The 18735-nt window shown below is 63.5% G+C and carries 20 protein-coding genes; 10 read left to right on the top strand and 10 right to left on the bottom strand.

Annotation, left to right across the window (positions count from 1 at the left end; all coding sequences use genetic code 11):
- Positions 1–248 precede the first annotated feature (248 nt).
- Positions 249–2105: an ATP-binding protein gene (locus DWB23_RS06615; protein WP_121742047.1), complete on the top strand. Its 1857-nt coding sequence runs from the start codon at positions 249–251 to the stop codon at positions 2103–2105.
- A 16-nt stretch (positions 2106–2121) separates the two neighbouring features.
- Here DWB23_RS06615 and DWB23_RS06610 read toward each other — a convergent pair whose 3' ends face one another.
- Complete coding sequence (locus DWB23_RS06610; RefSeq protein ID WP_121742046.1) at positions 2122–2733, bottom strand: alpha/beta hydrolase; 612 nt, start codon at positions 2731–2733, stop codon at positions 2122–2124.
- A 114-nt stretch (positions 2734–2847) separates the two neighbouring features.
- On the opposite strand from DWB23_RS06610, the gene DWB23_RS06605 reads away from it, so the two are divergent.
- Positions 2848–3681 carry a PspA/IM30 family protein gene (locus tag DWB23_RS06605; protein WP_121742045.1) on the top strand — a complete coding sequence of 278 codons (834 nt, stop codon included), beginning with the start codon at positions 2848–2850 and terminating at the stop codon, positions 3679–3681.
- Positions 3682–3798: 117 nt separating this feature from the next.
- The gene (locus tag DWB23_RS06600; RefSeq protein WP_121742044.1) at positions 3799–4140 is read left to right on the top strand and encodes a hypothetical protein; all 342 of its coding nucleotides are present in this window, start codon (positions 3799–3801) and stop codon (positions 4138–4140) included.
- 47 nt (positions 4141–4187) lie between these two features.
- On the opposite strand, the gene DWB23_RS06595 is transcribed toward DWB23_RS06600, so the two are convergent.
- Positions 4188–4688 carry an FxLYD domain-containing protein gene (locus DWB23_RS06595; protein WP_121743029.1) on the bottom strand — a complete coding sequence of 167 codons (501 nt, stop codon included), beginning with the start codon at positions 4686–4688 and terminating at the stop codon, positions 4188–4190.
- A gap of 224 nt (positions 4689–4912) precedes the next feature.
- Between DWB23_RS06595 and DWB23_RS06590 the strand changes: the two genes are divergently transcribed.
- The gene (locus DWB23_RS06590) at positions 4913–5965 is read left to right on the top strand and encodes a hypothetical protein (protein ID WP_121742043.1); all 1053 of its coding nucleotides are present in this window, start codon (positions 4913–4915) and stop codon (positions 5963–5965) included.
- A gap of 30 nt (positions 5966–5995) precedes the next feature.
- Here DWB23_RS06590 and DWB23_RS06585 read toward each other — a convergent pair whose 3' ends face one another.
- Complete coding sequence (locus DWB23_RS06585; protein ID WP_121742042.1) at positions 5996–7042, bottom strand: hypothetical protein; 1047 nt, start codon at positions 7040–7042, stop codon at positions 5996–5998.
- Between the two features lie 214 nt (positions 7043–7256).
- Here DWB23_RS06585 and DWB23_RS06580 point away from each other — a divergent pair, with 214 nt between their 5' ends.
- The 3 genes from DWB23_RS06580 (at position 7257) to DWB23_RS06570 (ending at position 9713) form a co-directional block, all read left to right on the top strand.
- Positions 7257–8282, top strand: a complete 1026-nt coding sequence (locus tag DWB23_RS06580; protein ID WP_121742041.1) for a hypothetical protein — start codon at positions 7257–7259, stop codon at positions 8280–8282.
- Between the two features lie 64 nt (positions 8283–8346).
- Complete coding sequence (locus DWB23_RS06575; RefSeq protein ID WP_121742040.1) at positions 8347–9384, top strand: hypothetical protein; 1038 nt, start codon at positions 8347–8349, stop codon at positions 9382–9384.
- Between the two features lie 44 nt (positions 9385–9428).
- Entirely contained in the window at positions 9429–9713 is a 285-nt protein-coding gene (locus DWB23_RS06570; protein WP_121743028.1) for a hypothetical protein, read from the top strand.
- A gap of 102 nt (positions 9714–9815) precedes the next feature.
- Here DWB23_RS06570 and DWB23_RS06565 read toward each other — a convergent pair whose 3' ends face one another.
- Positions 9816–10160, bottom strand: coding sequence for a cupin domain-containing protein (locus DWB23_RS06565; RefSeq protein ID WP_121742039.1), 345 nt, complete (start codon positions 10158–10160; stop codon positions 9816–9818).
- 313 nt (positions 10161–10473) lie between these two features.
- On the opposite strand from DWB23_RS06565, the gene DWB23_RS06560 reads away from it, so the two are divergent.
- On the top strand, positions 10474–10833 hold the full coding sequence (locus DWB23_RS06560; RefSeq protein WP_121742038.1) for a hypothetical protein: 360 nt from the start codon (positions 10474–10476) through the stop codon (positions 10831–10833).
- A gap of 65 nt (positions 10834–10898) precedes the next feature.
- On the top strand, positions 10899–11363 hold the full coding sequence (locus DWB23_RS06555) for an ATP-binding protein (protein WP_121742037.1): 465 nt from the start codon (positions 10899–10901) through the stop codon (positions 11361–11363).
- Positions 11364–11792: 429 nt separating this feature from the next.
- Here the strand turns inward: DWB23_RS06555 and DWB23_RS06550 are convergent, their stop codons facing one another.
- The 6 genes from DWB23_RS06550 to DWB23_RS06525 all read right to left on the bottom strand — a co-directional run bounded on the left by DWB23_RS06550 (position 11793) and on the right by DWB23_RS06525 (position 17304).
- The gene (locus DWB23_RS06550) at positions 11793–12404 is read right to left on the bottom strand and encodes a hypothetical protein (RefSeq protein WP_238717397.1); all 612 of its coding nucleotides are present in this window, start codon (positions 12402–12404) and stop codon (positions 11793–11795) included.
- A gap of 374 nt (positions 12405–12778) precedes the next feature.
- Positions 12779–13624 carry a hypothetical protein gene (locus tag DWB23_RS06545; RefSeq protein ID WP_121742035.1) on the bottom strand — a complete coding sequence of 282 codons (846 nt, stop codon included), beginning with the start codon at positions 13622–13624 and terminating at the stop codon, positions 12779–12781.
- A gap of 70 nt (positions 13625–13694) precedes the next feature.
- Positions 13695–14735, bottom strand: coding sequence for a dipeptide epimerase (locus DWB23_RS06540; protein ID WP_121742034.1), 1041 nt, complete (start codon positions 14733–14735; stop codon positions 13695–13697).
- A gap of 1 nt (position 14736) precedes the next feature.
- Entirely contained in the window at positions 14737–15756 is a 1020-nt protein-coding gene (locus tag DWB23_RS06535; protein ID WP_121742033.1) for a DUF1611 domain-containing protein, read from the bottom strand.
- 124 nt (positions 15757–15880) lie between these two features.
- Positions 15881–16816 carry a Vms1/Ankzf1 family peptidyl-tRNA hydrolase gene (locus tag DWB23_RS06530; RefSeq protein WP_121742032.1) on the bottom strand — a complete coding sequence of 312 codons (936 nt, stop codon included), beginning with the start codon at positions 16814–16816 and terminating at the stop codon, positions 15881–15883.
- Between the two features lie 143 nt (positions 16817–16959).
- Positions 16960–17304, bottom strand: a complete 345-nt coding sequence (locus tag DWB23_RS06525) for a DUF5802 family protein (RefSeq protein ID WP_121742031.1) — start codon at positions 17302–17304, stop codon at positions 16960–16962.
- 411 nt (positions 17305–17715) lie between these two features.
- Here DWB23_RS06525 and DWB23_RS06520 point away from each other — a divergent pair, with 411 nt between their 5' ends.
- Positions 17716–18678 (top strand): hypothetical protein, encoded by a 963-nt coding sequence (locus DWB23_RS06520; RefSeq protein WP_162989766.1) that lies wholly within the window; start codon positions 17716–17718, stop codon positions 18676–18678.
- Positions 18679–18735: the final 57 nt, after the last annotated feature.

The raw sequence follows: 18735 nt of genomic DNA, 5'->3' as shown, positions 1-18735 counted from the left end.
ACGACGTTCCTGACGACCGTTTTTCCGAACGCATCAACTGATCCTCGCTGTCGAGTTACGTCCCGCCGGCTCGAGTCGCCGACCGAAACCCGCCGCCACGACCGAGTGGAGCGGTCGGAGACCGGTGAACGATCCCGCTTCTCCGACAGTGCAGTGTGTACCGGTGCAGTGGAATTGTATTTTTCCACACACGTTACGGTCGCGACGGGAGGGAAACGCGTTTGAGGACCGGGCCAGATGAAGTTGATATGACCGATCTGGGTGATTTCGGCGAATTCAACGCCGACGCAGACGCTGATTCCGGCGCGACAGGCGACCTGTCGTCCGATACGGGCGTATCTTCGTCATCCGAGACGAGTGCAGACGACTCGACAGGTACGAACGCGGGAACGAACGAGGAGTTCGAACCCACGCCCGTCGAACCGCGCGGCGAGGACGTCGGTATCGGGACGATCTGCGTCTCTCAGGGCCTTCGCATCGCCGAAGACGAGGACGAGACGACGTTGCGCGCGTACGTGACTCAGGGCAATCGATCGTCGATCCGCATCGGGAGCTACCTGCTCGCACCCTACCCCGACGACGAGACGCTGTTCTGTCGCATTACCGGCCTCGAGTACGCCCAGCAGTACCACGCCGACGACGCGACGGAGATTCACTCGCGACGCGCGATGCGGGCGGACGAGGTCGACGAAGCGGATTACAAGTTCGTCGCGTCCGTCGAACCGATCGCCGTCCTGTACGACGATGACGGGGAACTCAAACGGCGGATGACCGATCGCGTGCCCAAACCCCAGACGGTGATCCGGACGGCGGACGACACCGCGGAGATCAAGACCGGGCTGAAGATCCCCGAGGACGGCGTCTTTCTGGGCCACCTCTCGGTCGGCGGCGAGAAGGTCAGGACCGCGGCGTCGCCGCCGACGATCGATTATCGGCTCAAAGACGACTACGAGGCCGGCGATCCGCTCGTGTTCCGGCACACCCTGATCGCCGGCGGGACGGGATCGGGGAAGACCCACGGCGCGAAGAACGTCCTCCGGCAGTACCTCGCGGACGAGCGGACCTATCCGATGGACGACGGTCGCGAGGTCGGCACCGCCGTCGTCCAGTTCGACCCCCAGGACGAGTACGCCCAGATGCACGACGACAATCCGGAACTGGACGACGACTTCGCGCGGCGGCTCGAGCGAGAGGGGATCGATTACGGCGGCCACGAGGACACGACGGCGTTCATTCCGAAAGTCGGGTCGGCGACGTACTCGGCGGGACACCACCGCGCGGAACAGGTCGAGTTCACGATTCCCTTCGCGATGGTCTACGAGAACCCGTGGCTGGTCGCGGGCAGCGGGTTAAACGACAACCAGTACGGCGCGCTGGTCAGCGTGCTCTTGCCGCGATTCCGGAAGCAGTACGGCGACGCCGGTACGTACGAGGAGTTCACGACCTTCCTCGACGACCCCGCGTTGCGCGAGGAACTCGACGAGTCCGGGCGCGTCCACGAGGCGACCTTCGACGCCGTCCGCCGCCGCGTGCTCGGATTCGGTCACGTCTTCGATCAGGACGCGCGGCCGATCACGGACCTCGTCCACGAGTTCGTCCGTCCGGGCGGACTCACCGTCGTCCCCACCTACCACATCAACGACACGCGAGCGACGGAAGCGATCGTTCTCGCCGTCTCCTCGCTGCTGATCGACGAAAAGCTCTCGAACGACCCGGCCTACGACCGGATCAAGGAGACGCCGCTCGTCCTCGGCATGGACGAGGCGCACAACTTCCTGACCGACGCCGACAGCGTGCAGGCGGGCAAGGTCATCCGAAAGTTCACCGAAGCCGCCAAACAGGGCCGCAAGGAGCGACTCGGGCTCTTCCTCATCACCCAGGATCCGCAGGACATCCACGACGCCGTCTTCAAACAGATCAACACCACCATCGTGCTCAACCTCGGCGACGAGGACGCGATCAAGAGCGTCAACATCCCGAGCAACCTCGAGTCGAAGGTGCCCTACATGGAGAAGGGCCAGATGGTCGTCTACTCGCCGGATAACTCCGAACCCGTCGAGTTGATCGGGCTCTCGAAGTGTCTGACTCGACACGGTCGGGACTGAGCGGAGTCCGCGGCCGTTAGGCGGACTCGAGCAGCGTCCGTTCGAAGAAGTCGCCGACCGCGTCGGCGATCGTTCCGTTCTGGCCGACGAAGAAGTGATCGGCCGGCAGTGCAGTGACCGCGTCGCCGCGCGCTCGAGCGCGTTCGACGACCGGTTCCCAGTCGACGGTCGAATCGCGCTCGCCGTAGCAGATCTGGACCGGACACTCGAGGGCCTCGAGCGCAGCGCGGGCGTCGAGGTCGTCGGCGAGTCGAGCCGTCGGTGCGAGGGCGGAAACGGCGTCGATCTCGCGGTCGACAGTCGCCGCGGCGAGCAGGGAGAGTGTCGCGCCGAAGCTGTAGCCGAACAGCCCGACGGAGTCGTAGCGATCGGCGGCCCACCGGACGGCGTTACGAACGTCCTCGCGCTCGCCGTAACCCTCGTCCCACGTACCGTAGTCGAAGCGGAGGCAGGCGACGCCCGCCTCGCGGATCGCGTCGCCGACCGCGACGAGACGCCGATCGCTGCGCGAACCGCCGCGTTGGGGATGTGGCGGGCAGGCGACGACGATCGCGTCCGGATCGTCCGCGTCGGGCGTCTCGAGCGTCCCGCGAACGTCGCGACCGCCGGGTACGAGAATGTCGTTCATACCTGGACTAGCGACGCGACGACTAATCAAATCGGCGAGAACCGCCGGATGTGCTGTGTTCATTGTCTGTCGCTGATGTGATGTTTTTAAGGGTGACGAGCGATACGTACGAGTATGGGCATCCTCTCTCGGACCTCCTACGTCATCCGGTCGAAGATCAACTCGGTGCTCAACCGAGCCGAGGATCCGACGCAGACGCTCGATTACTCCTACGAGCAGATGCGCGACCAACTCCAGGACGTCAAACGCGGCATCGCCGATCTCACCACGCAGAAAAAGCGCCTCGAGATGCAAAAGCGACGGCTCGAGGACAACGTCGAGAAACACAACGAACAGGCCCGAACTGCGGTCCAACAGGACCGCGAGGATCTGGCGCGACGCGCCCTCGAGAAGAAGAAGACGAAGATGAACCAGATCGAGGATCTCGAGCGCCAGGTCTCAGATCTGCAGGGACAGCAAGATCAGCTCATCGAGCAGAAAAACGAACTCCAGAACCGCATCGAGGAGTTCCGCACCAAAAAGGAGACGATGAAGGCGCGCTACGAGGCCGCCGAGGCCAGTTCGACGGTTTCGGAAGCGATGACGGCGACGGGTGAGGAGTTCGAGGACGTCGGCCGCGCCATCGAACGCGCCGAGGAACAGACCGAGGACATGGAGGCGCGCGCCGCCGCGCTCGACGAACTCCACGAAACCGGCGCGTTCGACGACGTGCTCTCGGACAAGGACAACATCGACCGCGAACTCGAGGCGCTCTCGACCGACAGCGGCGTCGAGGCCGAACTCGAGACGCTCAAATCCGACATGGGCGAGGAAGAGGCCGAGCCGACACCCGATAGCGATACCGAAGACGAGGTGTCGGAGGAGGAACTCGAGGAGATGGAAGCGGACGTCGACGACAGCGAGGTCGAAGCCGAACTCGCGGAGCTACAGGACGAAGAGAACACCTGATCGCGACGCCGTCCGTCCGCCGGCCGCGTGGGAACGTGACGCGCTCGACTATTCATCAGGTTTGCTCACACTGTATCGAAAAGCAACGACTACCACGGACGAGGTGGAACGCCAACTATGACTACTGAACCGAGGTTCGAGAACCTCTCACTGACCGAACAGGTCGTTCTACTCGGAGTCACCGTCCAACACCGCGAAAGCGAAACGTCGATCCAGACGCACGACCTTCGGCGGGTCTGTCGAACCCAACTCGAGAACGTCGATACGGAGGTCGTCGGCACGATCACCGAAGCGGACGTGATGCGCTCGCTGTACCGTCTCGAGGACGAAGGGTTCGTCGAAGAGATCGACACCGAACGGACCTCACCGACCGGAAAAGGACGTCCCGCGTACACGCTCGCCATCTCTCCCGAGACCGTCCGCGAGGGCGTCGACGACTCACTGCTCGAGAGCGAGTAGCGATTTCGGCGGTGCGCAACGGGGACCGATCCACGTCGACGCTCGGCTCAAGTCGGCGTCCCGAGAACGGTAATATCGTACTCGGCGAGATTCGACGGGGGCTTCAGGATGACGACCTGAAACTCCCAGTTCGTGTCGGGGTCGAAATCGCCGGTAGTAGCGAGGTATCGGCCGATTTGATTGCCGGCGTCGTTGTAGACCCGAACGCGGACCTCCGCGAACTCGATCCGATCGCCACTGGTGTTTTCGACGGTTCCCTGAACGGTCGAGCCGAGATACCCGCCCTCGAAAACGAACTCGTGATCGACGAGTGAGAGCCCCTCGAGGGGGGTGACGCTCTCGCTGATCTCCTGTTGGGCGAGGGAATCCGCGGCGACCAGTTCGTCCTCCGTGCGCGGTTCGCCGTCGATTTCGCCGATATTGCCGCCCTGGTACTCCGGGTTGCCGTCTATGCCGGGACCCCCGTCGTTACAGCCGGCGAGGGCGGCCGCGGATCCGACCCCGAACGTAGCAAGCAGCCGACGACGACTCAGTGTCGAGGGGGTCATCGGCGTCGATCCCTCGTTCGGCATGGAGGACGGACTCGCGGACGGTTCACATAACCGGACATGGTGAAACCATCAGCCCGGACGCATTTCAGTGTAGGCCCTGAACCGTCAGTGTTCGGGTTCGTTCGTCGGAATCGATCCGAACCCGTCACGGTACGCGAACGAACAGGGAGTCAGTATGTGCAACGCAGGGCCTTATTGTCGCCTCCCGCGACCGTGACAGTATGGGGTCGTCCGAGACCGACGAGACGCTCGAGTCCCACGGTACGGAGATGGGGAAGCGAACCGATTCGGTAACCCGACTCCGAGAGTGGGTTCTGGTCGAGGGGGACCGTCTGTTCATCGCGATGCTCATCTCCGCCGCCGTCTTTGTGCTATTTCTCAGCCTGAACGAGATCGGGGTCATCGCCTTCACTAACGACGCCTCGATCACCCGAGTCGCCAGCGGGATGATCGCGGGAACCTTTTCGCTGGTCACGCTCGTCGTCTCGATCAACCAGCTCATCCTCTCTCAAGAGTTCGCATCCGCCGGCGGCGCGCGCGACCAACTCGAGGGCGTGATGGAGTTCCGATCGAACGTCGCGGAGGCGGCGAGCGTGCCCGCGAGTCCCGCCTCGCCGTCGCGATTGCTCGAGGTACTCATCGAAGCGATCAACGACCACGCCACGGCCCTCGACGACGCTACCGACAGCCTCGGCGACTCCGAGATTAGGGCGTTGATCGGTAAGTACACGAACGGTATCGAGGAGAGTACCGAACAGGTCGACGATACGCTCGAGCATACGACGTTCGGGACGTTTCAGGCGGTTTCGGCGGCGATCGCCTACGACGCCGCCTGGCAACTGTACGTCGCCAGACAGCTCCGGGAACGGTACGCCGACTCGCTGTCCGACGAGGCGACCGCGGCGATAGACGAGCTGATCGAGACGCTGGAACTGTTCATCACGACTCGCGAGCACTTCAAGACGACGTACCTGCAGCGGGAGCTGACCAGGTTCTCGCAGTTGACGATCTACTGCGGCCTGCCGGCGATCCTGTCGGCCATGCTGGTCGGCTTCATCTACGCGGATTTCACCGGTCCGACGATCAGCGTGGTCTACCTCCCCTATATCGTCAGCGCACTCGTCGGGATCGTCGTCTCGCCGCTCGCCTTGCTGGTGTCGTACATCCTTCGGACGGCGACGGTCACCCGTCGAACGTCGTCCATCGGGCCGATGTTACCGCAGAAAGATCCCGACGCCGGTCCGTTCGACGTCACCGACGACGACGGCGACTGAGTCGACGGCTTCACGACTCGCGCGTCGCGATCACTCCCATTCGACATCCGACCCGCGATCGGTTTCCCGGAGGATGAACGGGCCGATCGCCAGCGTCCACTTGGCGACGGTGACGATCCGGAGGATGTACGAAAGGAAGATCGAGAACGGCGTCACGCCGATCGCGAAGGCGAGGCCGACGACCGCCAGTCCGTGATCGACGCCGGCCGTCGTGCCGGCGATATCGCCCGTCTCGAAGATCAAGATCATGTAGGCGGAGACCGCCAACGCGGGCACGGAGACGTACACCAGCGCCCGCGAGATGTTGATGATCTCCCACCGGAAGTACAGCGTCTTGAAGTGCTCGCGGGCCGGCCCGAAGAACTCGAGGTCGCTGAGCAGGTTCTCGAAGGCCTCGAGCGTCTCGTCCGAAAGCGCCTCGGCGTGGCGGTTCCGAATCCGCCGACCGGTGTAGGTCTTCCAGGAGTAGTTGTACTCGAGCACCGACGCCACTACGTCGAACGTTCCGAACTGCTTACCCTCGAGATCGGACGTGACGCGTCGTGCATCTTCGGCGATCCCGTGAGCGTACTCGGAGACCTCCTCGCGAGCCGTCTCGTCGAGGTCGGACTCGGCCTCGAGTCGGTCGAGAATCGTCTGTGCGTGCGTCCCGGTCGTCTCGACGAGCCCGCGCAGAAACGAGGAGGGTTCCGGCGGACTGGTCTCCCGACCGACGGCGGCTTCGACGTCTCGACGGAACTCCATCGCCTCGGCCATCCGCTCGCGCTGGTCGCCGACGGGACCGAGTTCCTCCGAGAGGACCAGCTGGTTGAACGTCAAGACGAGGCTGACGCCCATGATGATGCCGATGACGATCGGCGTAAACAGCGCGAATATCGGATCGGGTCCGAACAGTTTCGAGATCGATCCCGGCCCGAATTCGCCGAGTGCGATGAGCAAGACGTACGCGGTACCGAGCATCGTACCAGCGATGGCCAGCCGATTTCCCTTTACCAGAAACCACACCGCCGGTTTCCCGCCGCGAACGCGGTCCGCTATCGTATTCGCTGTTTCATCGTTCCTACCGGACTCGCTCATACAGGTCGAACCCACAAGCGCCGGTCGTACAAGTGTTATCGTTGCTCGTAACATCGCACCGACCCGCTCGAGCGGGTTCGGCTCGAGACCGACGGACGCTCGACCCGGAACGGAATGAACGTTGTCAGGTACGTAACTCGGTCCCAACTGACACGAGGCCGTCGACTTCCGGGAGGGGTATTTTGTCCGCCGCTGTCGTCCGTTTCGACAGTTGATGAGCGACGTGGACTCGAGTGACGAGTCGAACGACGGGGACAGACTCGGTGGTGTGCGGCTGTGGGTATTACTCAAGTTGAATCGGTGGGCGTTTACGGGCGCGATCCTGGTCGTCGTCTACGCGGTCCTCGTCGCAACCAGCTTGCTCGGCCTCGCACCGCTGCGGACGATCGTCGAGACCCACAACGGTACGTTCTGGCTCTTCTCGTCGTTCATCGGCGCGATCATCACGGGCACCTCGATCGTCGTGACGATCAACCAGCTGGTGCTCTCCCAGGAACTCGGCGCGGTCGGGCAACAGCGCGATCGGATGCAAGGCTCGATGGAGTTCCGAGAGGACGTCGAGGACACGATCGAGGAAGAGACGAGCCCGCCCGAACCCGCCGCGTTTCTCTGGGAACTCGTCGACGGCGTCCACGAGCGCGCGAACGAACTCGAGGAGACCATGGAAGACGAACGCGACGAAGCGCTCCGGGAGAAGATCGCCGACTACGTCGACGACGCGACGGGGAATGCCGAGAGCGTCAAAAGCGGCCTCGAGAACTCCCAGTTCGGAACCTTCGAGGTGATCTGGAGCGCGCTCAATTTCAACTACTCGCGGAAGATCTACGACGCGCGCAAGATCCGGGCCGACCACGACGACTCGCTCTCCGACGACGCGTCGGAGAAGATCGGCCACATGATCGACACGTTACAGCTGTTCGGGCCGACCCGCGAGCACTTCAAGACGCTGTACTTCCAGTGGGAGCTGATCAATCTCTCGCGCGCGCTGTTGTACATCTCGGTGCCTGCGCTGACGGTCATGGCGATCATGATCATGTACGTCGACGGAAGCACGTTCATCGGGACGACGCTCGGCATCGACAACCTCGTCTGGATCACCAGCGCCGGCTTCGTCATCGGCATCTCGCCGTTCGTCGTCTTCATCGTGTACATCCTCCGGATCGCCACCGTCGCCAAGCGAACGCTGGCGATGGGGCCGTTCATCCTCCGAGAGTCCGAGCGAGACGAAGACCTCGGATGAATCGCGTCCACGAGCGATATCCGTAGCTATTTCCGCCCCATCGTGGTATCCTCGCGATCAAGCGATGAGCGGCGATGGTTCCCAACCGAGCGATACGATGGCCGAGCGGAGCGAAGATCCGACCTGGAAACACGAGATCCTGTTGAACGCGAATCGGTGGCTCGTCACCGCCGGGTTCATGCTGTTCGTCTTCGTCGGATTGTTACTCGTCAGCGAACTCAGTCCCGTCTCGCTGCAAGCGCTGATGGGCGAGAAAGATCCCGTCGGCACGCTCTTTCAGGCGCTCGTCACCGCACTCATCACCGGCGTCACCCTCGTCGTGACCATCAACTCGCTGGTGCTGTCCCAGGAACTGGGTGCCGTCGAAGACCAGCGCGAGCGCCTCGACGGCGCGCTCGAGTTCCGCACGGACGTCGAGAGTTCGATCGACGCGCCGATCAGCCCGCCGGAGCCGGCGTCGTTCGTCCAGGCGATCATCGCCGCCTCCGAGGAGCGAGCGAACGACTTCCGCGGGGCCGTCTCCGACAGCCGCGACGAGGAGCTCAAAGAACGCGTGGACGACTTCGTCGACAACCTGACGACCCACGCCGACTCGATCCGGGACGATCTCGAGGACGCCCAGTTCGGGACGTACAGCGTCGTGAAAGCCGCGCTGGACTACAACTACTCCTGGAAGATCTTTCGCGCCCGCCGAATCAAAAACTCGCACGTCGACTCCTTCGACGAGGAGGCGGAGGAGGCCTACGACGAACTGCTCGAGTCGCTGAAACTGTTCGGCCTCGCCCGGGAGCACTTCAAGACGCTGTACTTCCAGTGGGAGCTGATCAACCTCTCGCGGGCGATGATGTACGTCGCCGTGCCCGCGCTGGTCGTCACGATGTCGATGCTGCTGTTCTTCGACGTCGATGTCGTAACCGGGAGCGTACTCGGGATCGACACGATCGTCTGGGTCGTCGCCGTGACGGCGACAATCGCCGTCACGCCGTTCTTGCTACTGATCGCGTTCGTCCTGCGAATCGCGACGATGGCGAAGCGAACGCTGGCGATCGGCCCCTTCATCCTGCGGGACTCGAGTCGCGGCGAGGAGATCGACTGGGAGTGAGCGTCGCCCCGAGATACTTCGGGCTCGGCGACGAACAGCGACCTATGGCAAGCACTGCCAGCGACACCGTTCGCGTCTGGCTCGTCGAACGGACCTACTCCGACGACGAACAGAACCTGATCATCCTCACCTACGCGACTCCGGACGGGGATCGATACTTCCGCAAGGAGCGCGCGCTCACCTCCTTTACGGACGCTCGAGACACGACCGCCGCCATCGACGCCGATCCCGACAATCTCGGTAGCGTCGACGACGCCGATCTGCAATCGCAGTACGCTACCGAAGCCAGGCGAATGGCCGACACTCACGACCCCGACGACGTTATCTGACGATCGGTCCGACCGGACGGGTCACGAGCGGTGGCGCGCTGGTACTCCATACTCACCGTCCCCTCCGGTATCGCTACGACCCTCGGTCACGCAGCCGGGGCCTCAAAGCGGCGCGCCGACGAGCACGAGTTTTATGCGTTCGTCGCTTCGGTTGTGAATCTGGCGGGTCTCCTCGGGATCGAGTCGGATGAGGTCGTCCTCCTCGAGGGAGACCGTCTCGTCGCGATCGGTCAGTCCGACCTCCGCGGTGCCGCTGACGACGTAGTAGATCTCCTCCTGACCGCGGTCGGCCTCGTCGTGTTCCATCCCCTTGCCGCCGGGCTCGAGTTCGAGGACGGAGATCCCGACGTGATCGCTGTCGAGTTCGTCCTTGAGGAACCACATGCCGCCCCACTCCTCGTCGATGACTGACTCCGGATCGGTCTTGCTGGCAGTGTCGTAGCCCATACGTGATCGATCGTCCGTGATCGGTAAATCGATGGGGGAAGCGGAAACCGTTGCTCGCCTTCGTCGCGTCGAGACCGGCCCGCCCGTTCGGAACGGGAACAGGCGCGACTCCGACGAGTCGTCTCGGAGACGGCCGTTCGAGTAGTACTTTCGCCCTGAAAAGGTCAGAATTATTATTCGGTTGCGGTATGTTATCGATATGTCTCTCTCGCGGCGCCGATTCGCTCTCTGTAGCGCCGGACTGCTCTCAGGAGCCGCTGGTTGTGCCGATTTTCGGAGTGATGATTCACGACGGAACCAATCACTGGAGGAGATGTATCTGGATCTGGCAAACTTCACGGACGACACTCGTACGTTCCACTTCGCGCTGGAAGCGACCGACGGGCTCGGCGAGTGGCACGATTTCGCGGTCGATTCCGGAGGGGACGGATTCGTCCATCGGGAGGTCGTCGTCGAACCGGATCCCGATCGGGAGTGGACTAGAACTCACGTTATTGCGGGTGAGAAGCGATCTTCTAACAGAATACTCAAAGCGAAAGGCGGACGCACCTGTCTGCACCGGGAGTACAGGCTCGAGGAAGAGCAACTTACTGCACTGTTGGCGGCCGAGAAGTGTTACCCTCGAGTGCTAGCGTCCGAAAGCGTGATCGTTTCGGGCGTGAACGAGACGTAGTCGGAGAGCCTCGTCTTCGAGACCGAATCCGACGACTGTTAGGGACCGAACCCCTACTGGCGGTTGTGATCCTCGTCGTCTGCGGGCCGCCGGGCGCGGGCAAGACGACCATCGCCACGGCCCTCCGAAAGCGACTCGAGGCCGGCGGCGAATCCGTCGTCGTCCACCATTCCGACGACTTCTCGAGTCGCACCTACGAGCAACTGTACGAGCGAGTCACGGCGGATCCGGACGAGGCGATCACCGTCGTCGACGGGACGTTCTACCGGCGGGAGTGGCAGGCCCAGTTTCGAACCCTCGAGGCGCGCGCGGACGTTCGGTTCGTTCGCGTCACCGCGAGCCTCGAGACCTGCCTCGAGCGCAATCGGTCGCGAGCGGATTCGATCGACGAACGTGGCGTCCACGTGGTCTACCGCGAGTTCGACGCGCCCGAAAACGCACTCGAGATCGATACTGATGCGTGCGATATCGAAGACGCGGTCGATCGGATCGAAGGCGCGCTCGAGGCGTGGAGCAGCCCTGCCGAGTAATCGATCAGCGCGAGGAAAATACCGCCCAGCAGCAACGCGAGAACGCCGAACAGTCCCGCTACGATTTCGTCGGGAATCACTGCGGGAGACAGATGGACGTCGCCCAGAAAGCCGATTACGTGCCCGGCGATCCAGAAGACCGGCAACACCGGTATCGTTCGCCATTCATGATTCCAGTGCTCCCAGTTAGCGGACGATACGCGGACTGTCACGTTCTCCGTTCTGGAGGCCGTACGCGAGACGTATGTGGGACGTGACAACATAATAGATGTTCGGAGCGGGTGCTCGGTCCAGGTAGGCAGTAACACAGATCCGGTACGCAGTTTGACCCGTGAAACCGCGTTCGGTACACCTCTTTCGTCGGGATTTTCCCTCGTTCGTCTCACTCACCTGGTCGAACTCCTACAAGAGCCATCGAAGTAGCGGTCGTTAGCCGGTCTCGTTGCCACCGTCGGTTTCATTGCTGTCATTGGTCTCGTTGCCGCCGTCGGTTTCATTGCTGTCATTGGTCTCGTTGCCGCCGTCGGTTTCATTGCTACCATTGGTCTCGTTGCCGCCGTCGGTCTCGTTGCCGCCACCGCCGCCACCGCCGACCTGAATCTCACCGATCATCGTATCCGGGTGGACCTCGCAGATGTACGAGGTCATCTCGCTGCTGGCCTCGAACTCCAACCACTGGTCGTCGCCGGGTTCGGTGGTCGTCTCGGTCGCGAGGTCGTCGACGATCTCGTCGCTGTCGTCGCGGATCTCGATGTTGTGCTCCTGGCCGTCGCCCTCGCTCCAGCCGATCTCGTAGGTTTCCCCCTCTTGGAGGATGAGCGTCGGGTTCTCCTCGTCCGCGATCGAGTCAGGTGCGATGCCGACCCAGCCGGACGTCTGCCCGTCGAAATCGATCTGCGTACCGGGTTCGATCTCGACGCCGTCACCGCCGTTGCCGCCGTTGCCGCCGTTGCCGCCGTTACCACCGTCACCGCCGTTGCCACCGTCACCGCAGCCGGCGACGAACGCTGTTGACGTCGCGACACCTGTTAGCTTGAGCACCTGCCGTCGGGATATGTTCGCGTCTCGCATCGTTTGTCTTGTTACACACTCGATACGAATAGTCAGATCCCCGGCCAATGCATGGGAATCAAATCTGGTTAGATAGGTAACTCGCCGTGCACCAACAGTATCCGATAGCGGTTATCGAAACGCTGAGGCTTTGCTTAGACGCCCGCGAGAACGACTCACTTCGGAAGATACTTTCTTTCAGAGCCAAAGCTGGCCGGTCCCGATTCTCCCCGCTGAAGGTGGCGCGTAACGCACACTATGACGATCGAAACGCGTTCAAACGGAACTCAGGATGCACACGTAGCTGCCGAATCGAAGAATTCGGCCGTTTTTCCTCGCTCTGAATCGCGAAATCGGATTACCGACTACAATCCGGGGATCAGCGCCGCGAACTCGTCCGGCAACCGGTCGGGTACGAGGTCATCCGGCAACGTCTCCCAGGTCAGGGCGTCGGAACCGGGTTCGGCGTCGGTCTCGAGGTCCGGATCGTCGGCCGGGTCCAGATCGCGGTTCTCGACCGGCGGCGCGTGGTGGGCGTAGACGCTCTCGGGGTGGTCGACGGCCCAGACGTGGAGCATACAGGGCGTCCGACAGGGGAGCCGGACGTCCCCGTCGGCGGCGTTTTGCTCGTAGACCTGTTGATAGTACCACCACGCGAACCGCCCGGGGAGGCCGGCGTGGTAGTGCCAGGGCGAACAGTGGGCGTCCTCGGCGTAGACCGGCGGCGGATCGACCCGCTCGCCGTCGCGCGTCGCCACGAACATCGCGCCGATCGACCGCCACGATTCGCCGTCGACGAGCAGCGACGCCGGTCGTTCGGGATCGAGAATCGCGTCGTCGCCGATATACGCCGGATTGATCCAGTGCGCGTAACTGTCGTCGTCCCGATCGAGCGTGTCGAAGTACGGCTTGTACCCCGCGTCGACCAGCGCGGCGACGTCGGGATAGCGCTCCTCGAGCGACCGCTGTACCGCTGTTCGCAGTTCCACCGTCGCCGGGTGCTCGTCCGCACAGCCGTCCATGCCGCCCTCCACGCAGTGTCCCATCGTCGGCTCGAGGGTCGCGTCGGGACAGTGATCGTCGAATCGCGGTTGGACCTCATCGGAGTCGCTCGCGCTCACTTGCCCCGTCCCGACCGTCGAAACCGCGGCTCCGCTCGCCGAGGCTCGCAAAAGCGTCCGACGGGAGACGGTTCGGCTCTCGTCGTCCATATCGGGGATTCCACACCGACGATCGTTGTAAATCCCTGTCGACGGCTGTCCTGACAGTCCCGTCGCGTGACTACTCGAGGACCGCGCCGGTTCCCGGCCGCTCGAGGCCGTCGAGTTCGATTCGGCCGTCCGACAGCGGGACGCCGCCGTAGGGGTCGTCGGCGAGCAACAGCGAGCCGTCGAGGTCGGCGTAGTCGAGCAGCGGCGCGAGGTGGCAGGCCGCGGCGATCGAGGCGTTTGATTCGGTCATACAGCCGCACATGACCTCCAGACCGTGGGCGCGAGCGGCGTGGATCATTCGCTTCGCTTCCCGCAGGCCGCCACACTTCATCAGCTTCAGGTTCGCGATGTCACACCGGTCTGCGATCCGCGGAATATCCTCGAGCGTGATGCAGGACTCGTCGGCGGCGATCGGCAGCACCGAGCGTTCGTAGACGAACCGAAGCCCCTCGCGGTTCTCGGCGGGAACGGGCTGTTCGATGAACTCGAGGTCGAACTCGGCGAGGCGGTCGATCTTCGCGACCGCCTCGCGGGGCGTCCAGGCCTCGTTCGCGTCGACGAAGAGGCGAACGTCGGGCGCGACGGACCGAATCGTCCGGACGATTTCGATATCGCGATCCGTTCCGAGTTTGACTTTCAAGATCCCGTAGCCGCGCTCGAGGGCCGTTTCCGTCTTCTCGCGCATCGTCTCCGTCTCGTCGAGTCCGATGGTGTAGGAGGTCTCGAGCGTGTCGGCGGGGTCGAGCCCCCAGTACCGGTAGAGCGGAACGTCGAGCCGTTTCGCCGCGAGATCGTGGCAGGCGATACTGACCGCGGTCCGCGCGGCCGGATTGCGCTCGACCGTCTCGCGCATGCGGCGTTCGATCCGCGCGAGGTTGTGCGGATCGTCGACGGCTTCGACCACCGCGAGCAGGTCGGGCAGGACGGCCTCGACGGTCGCCGCGGTTTCGCCGTAGTGCGAAGACGGCCCCGCACCGCCGATCCCGACGTTCCCGTCGTCATCCTCGACGCGAACCGTCACCACTTCGGTCTCGGTCGTCGTTCCGCGAGCGATCGTGAACGGGTACTCGAGCGGGAGCGAGCGCCGCTGGAAGGAAGTTTCGAGGGTCATCTCAGAGTAACGTCTCGAGTACCTCGTCGGTTCCAAAGCGGATGACGTCCGATGCGGGAACGCCGACGTCGCTGGCGTACTCGTCGATCGCCTCGCGGGCGTCGGCATCGTCCTCGAGGTGGGCGGTGTTTATCGCGCCGGCGACGACCTCGCTTTCCGCGACCGGTGCGGCGAGTCCCTCGTAGAGGTCGACGTACGTCTCGAGGTCGGGAAGCGAGAACGACTCGTAGCCGTGGATCGCCTCCTGGCCGGCGACGTGACAGAGGACGAGTTTGTCGGCCATCGACCCGTGGAGGATCCCGCAGGTGACCGCAGAGTACGCCGGGTGGACGATACTGCCCTGGCCCTCGACGAAGAGGTAGTCGTGCTCGTCGCCCTTCTCGAGGATCATCTCCTCGACGGCACCCGCGGTGAAATCGGAGACGACGCGATCGATCGGATTCCCCCAGCCTTCGATCATGATCCCCGTCTGGCCGGTGGGGATGACGGCGGCGTCGTGGCCGGCCTCGCGGGCCGCTCGAGCCAGTTCCATCGAGACGGTCATCTTGCCGACCGAGCAGTCGGTGCCGACGGTGAGAACGACCTCCGCGTCGACCTCGCCGGCGATGCCCTGGCTGACCGTGAGGTCTTCGGGCGGCTTCCGAACGTCCCGGAGTTCACAGCCCTTCTCGGCCGCAAGTTGGGCGAACTCCTCGTCGTCGTTCAGGAAGTAGTGCAGTCCCGAGATGACGTCGCAGCCGTACTCGAGCGCGGTTCGAACGTCCGGACGCCAGCTTTCGTCGAGGCCGCCGCCGATGGGCGCGATCCCGATCAACAGGGCGTCGACGTCGTCTGCCTCGAGGTCGGCCAGTTCCTCGTAAATCGGTGCGTCCTGTACGTCCGGGACGAAGTCGTTGACCCGCCGTCCCGCGTTGTCGCGGTCGAGGACGCCGACGACGTCGTAGTCGGCGTAGCGCAACACGCCGAGTGCGGTCTTGGCCCGGTTCGGGAACTTCTCGTGAGCGAGAATTGCGACGTTCATACCGGAGCATCGGTAACGCCCTACTTAATGGTAGATATTGACGACGGTAGCGAAGTGGAGAGGGTTCACGACCGGTTGGAACGGATCGGAACGGATCGGAACGGCCGAGATCGATACCAGCGGGCTACAGCACCCGCAGATCGGTCGTCCAGAACGAGTGGTGGGCGTCCTCGAGCGCCGGTTTCGGGTCGCCGGTCGCGTCGACGGCGGCGGTTCCGGCGGGCTCGAGGTCTCGTTCCTCGACGAGCGTGTCGACGACGCCGCGCTGGCCGACCACGAAGAGGCGATCGATCCCCTCGGCGTCGGCGAGGGCGTCCGCACAGCGCTCGAGGTGGTCGTCGATCTGGTCGTCGCGGATGCGTTCGAAGCGCGCCTGTGAGAACCCGCCCTTCGAGTGGCTTCCCTTGACGTCGCTCTCGAAGCCGCGGTAGTCGACGCGCTCGTCGCCCTCGTAGACGCCGAGCGCGAACAGATCGGTGCGGACGAGCGCGAGCGCGTAGCGCCCGGTCGGGAGGAACCACTCGCGCTCGAGGCGGAACCGATCTGACCAGGCGGCGGCCGGGTCGCGGTCGGGCACGGCCGGCGGCTCGAGCGTGACGGCGACCAGCTCGGCATCGTCGACGCACAACACGCAGGGCGCGGCGTCGTCGACGAGCGCGGTTCGGTCGCCCAGGACGCCCTCGAGGTCGATATCGAAGTCGTTCCAAAGCCGGTCGACGCCACCGTGCTCGTCGACGACGGCCGTCAGGGCACCTTCGGGTGCCGTCCGAACAGACGTCAGTCGATCGAATATCTCGGCGAGTCGACTCCCGCGAAGCTGTTCGCGACGGCGGATCTCGAGGGCGGACTCGTCCACGTCCGTCCGGTCGAGTTCGCCCTCGAGTTGAGCGATACGGTCCTCGAGTCGGTTGACCTCTGCTTCGACCTCCTGTCTGGCCGTGGCCGCGTCCGCCCGACGTTCGGACTCGGCCTCGTAGCGGTTTTGCAAGCGCTCGTTTTCCTCCTCGAGTTCGTCGATGCGCGCTTTGAGCGAGGCGCGGCCGAGCAACTCATCAAGCATCCGGTCGAAGGGGCGAAGCGAAAATACTTCTAGGTTCCGGCGACCGCCGGTCGTTTCCGGGGCCGGATGCCGTCGGTCGAAAGCCGTCCCCGGGGCGGCCCCGAACCCCTCTGGGTTGCGCCGGTAATCCGTTTATTCGACGGTTACGACCACCCGCCGGCGAATTTGAGTAACTGCTGTGCGCGCTCGCGACGGGCGAGCAGCACCTCTCGAAGCGAGGGCGGGTTTCGAACGTCGCTCCCCTCGAGCACCGACTCGGGGAGGGCGAGCGTGTTCGTCGGCACGTTCTCGTCGCCGTGGACGGGGAAGTGCTGTGACTCGAGTTTCATCACCAGCGGCGCGTCGAGGCGCTCGATACCGTCGCCGGTCGCGTAGACCTCCTCGTTGATCCGTTCGTGTTGCTCGCTGTGCATCAGGGCGTGGTCCCCGCCGGAGGGAGTCACGTAGAGTCGTCCGAGGTAGTAGCTCCGCGAAAACACCTCAAACATGCTAACTAGACACACGGGGCGGCGAGGGATAACTATTTTCGGATAGAGTTAAGTCGAAGGACAATCAATGGGGAAGAACGGTCGTCGTCCCGTTTTAAATTGTACGATTGGTCGTACTGTGTGGATGGATATCAACAATCGTAGAATGGATGGTCGATTAAACGGCGAGTGTGAACAATAATCACAGGGTAAGGTGGTGAGTCGACAGCGCCCAGGGCCGGGAGTACCGTTGCCGGGCGTAAACCGCAGGCAGAGAATCAGAATCTCGAGCTTCAAGCCCCGGTTGGACGAGAGCAACGGTAGTTGAAACTGGCGTAAACGTTTCGAACGAACTCGCAACGCTTCTGGACGAATTGAACGGTTCGAACGAAGGTCCGTCTTTTTAGTATGTTCAATACGACGGAGTCAGTAATGACTACCACTCGGTCGACCGCACTCTTCGTGCTGGTCGCCATCATCGGGCTCACGGTCGCCCCCGCGGCGAGCGGTGCCGTCGTGGGCGTACTCGCCGACGACGGTGGAGACGACGCGCCGGAGTCGGAGACGGGGACCTCCGTTTCGACGTTCATGCAATCCAGTGCCGCCGACACCGAGAGCACGGTCGAGGCCGGAATGTTCGAAGCGAAGTACGGCGCGGCGGACAACGACAGTCAGGCGGACCTCGTTCTCGAGCGTACGAACGACCTCGAAGGGCAACTCGGAGAACTCGAGGCCGAACGCGAGGCACTCAGCGAGCGGGAGGACGAACTCCACCGCGGTGAGTACCAGGCGCGGATGACCCGACTCACCGTCAAGATCCAGGCGCTCAACCGCTCGGCCGAGCGGACCGAGCACCGGGCCGAGAAAGTCGGTGTCGACACCGAGCGACTCGCCGAACTCCGAGCGAACGCCTCGGAACTCGAGGGCCCCGAAGTAGCCGAGATCGCGCGGGGACTCGCCGGCTCCAGCGGAACGCCCGGCGATGGGACGTCGGCCGAACCGGGAAACCAGTCCTCGAGTACCACACAGAGCCAAGAGAACGCGGGACCGCCGGCTCACGCTACCTCGTCGGGAAACGGGTCGGCAAACGGCTCGATCCCTGAACAGGCATCGGAAAACAGCTCGAGTTCCGTCGGGGGAGCCGATAACGGTCAGGGGAACGATTCCAGCCCCGGACAGGCATCGGAGAACGGCCCGGATTCCGAGCGAGGGCCAGATCCCGGTTCGGCGAACAATTCCAGCTCCGGACAGGAGAACGAGGGCGGTCCAGAAAACAATTCGAACGCCGAACCGGGGAGCGACCGCGGCATCGGACAGGGCTCGGATATCGATCCGACGAACGACTCGAGCGACGCATCAGGAGCGGGCTCGCCTGACAACGATAGCACCGACTGAAACTCGTTATAACCGCTCGACGCCTGTACACAGCCATAAACGGGGTCGCGGTATCGC

Origin of the sequence: Natronorubrum halophilum (assembly GCF_003670115.1) — an archaeon.
GTDB lineage: Archaea > Halobacteriota > Halobacteria > Halobacteriales > Natrialbaceae > Natronorubrum > Natronorubrum halophilum.
Note: the sequence above shows the minus strand (reverse complement) of the source record. Positions and strands in the feature narration are given on the sequence as shown.

Coding starts and splice junctions, on each gene's coding strand:
- DWB23_RS06525 (WP_121742031.1), bottom strand. CDS start 17,304: ATGTTTGAGGTGTTTTCGCGGAGCTACTACCTCGGACGACTCTACGTG.
- DWB23_RS06590 (WP_121742043.1), top strand. CDS start 4,913: ATGGGGTCGTCCGAGACCGACGAGACGCTCGAGTCCCACGGTACGGAG.
- DWB23_RS06540 (WP_121742034.1), bottom strand. CDS start 14,735: ATGACCCTCGAAACTTCCTTCCAGCGGCGCTCGCTCCCGCTCGAGTAC.
- DWB23_RS06575 (WP_121742040.1), top strand. CDS start 8,347: ATGAGCGGCGATGGTTCCCAACCGAGCGATACGATGGCCGAGCGGAGC.
- DWB23_RS06580 (WP_121742041.1), top strand. CDS start 7,257: ATGAGCGACGTGGACTCGAGTGACGAGTCGAACGACGGGGACAGACTC.
- DWB23_RS06600 (WP_121742044.1), top strand. CDS start 3,799: ATGACTACTGAACCGAGGTTCGAGAACCTCTCACTGACCGAACAGGTC.
- DWB23_RS06520 (WP_162989766.1), top strand. CDS start 17,716: ATGACTACCACTCGGTCGACCGCACTCTTCGTGCTGGTCGCCATCATC.
- DWB23_RS06560 (WP_121742038.1), top strand. CDS start 10,474: ATGTATCTGGATCTGGCAAACTTCACGGACGACACTCGTACGTTCCAC.
- DWB23_RS06570 (WP_121743028.1), top strand. CDS start 9,429: ATGGCAAGCACTGCCAGCGACACCGTTCGCGTCTGGCTCGTCGAACGG.
- DWB23_RS06530 (WP_121742032.1), bottom strand. CDS start 16,816: ATGCTTGATGAGTTGCTCGGCCGCGCCTCGCTCAAAGCGCGCATCGAC.
- DWB23_RS06585 (WP_121742042.1), bottom strand. CDS start 7,042: ATGAGCGAGTCCGGTAGGAACGATGAAACAGCGAATACGATAGCGGAC.
- DWB23_RS06545 (WP_121742035.1), bottom strand. CDS start 13,624: ATGGACGACGAGAGCCGAACCGTCTCCCGTCGGACGCTTTTGCGAGCC.
- DWB23_RS06535 (WP_121742033.1), bottom strand. CDS start 15,756: ATGAACGTCGCAATTCTCGCTCACGAGAAGTTCCCGAACCGGGCCAAG.
- DWB23_RS06605 (WP_121742045.1), top strand. CDS start 2,848: ATGGGCATCCTCTCTCGGACCTCCTACGTCATCCGGTCGAAGATCAAC.
- DWB23_RS06565 (WP_121742039.1), bottom strand. CDS start 10,160: ATGGGCTACGACACTGCCAGCAAGACCGATCCGGAGTCAGTCATCGAC.
- DWB23_RS06615 (WP_121742047.1), top strand. CDS start 249: ATGACCGATCTGGGTGATTTCGGCGAATTCAACGCCGACGCAGACGCT.
- DWB23_RS06610 (WP_121742046.1), bottom strand. CDS start 2,733: ATGAACGACATTCTCGTACCCGGCGGTCGCGACGTTCGCGGGACGCTC.
- DWB23_RS06595 (WP_121743029.1), bottom strand. CDS start 4,688: ATGACCCCCTCGACACTGAGTCGTCGTCGGCTGCTTGCTACGTTCGGG.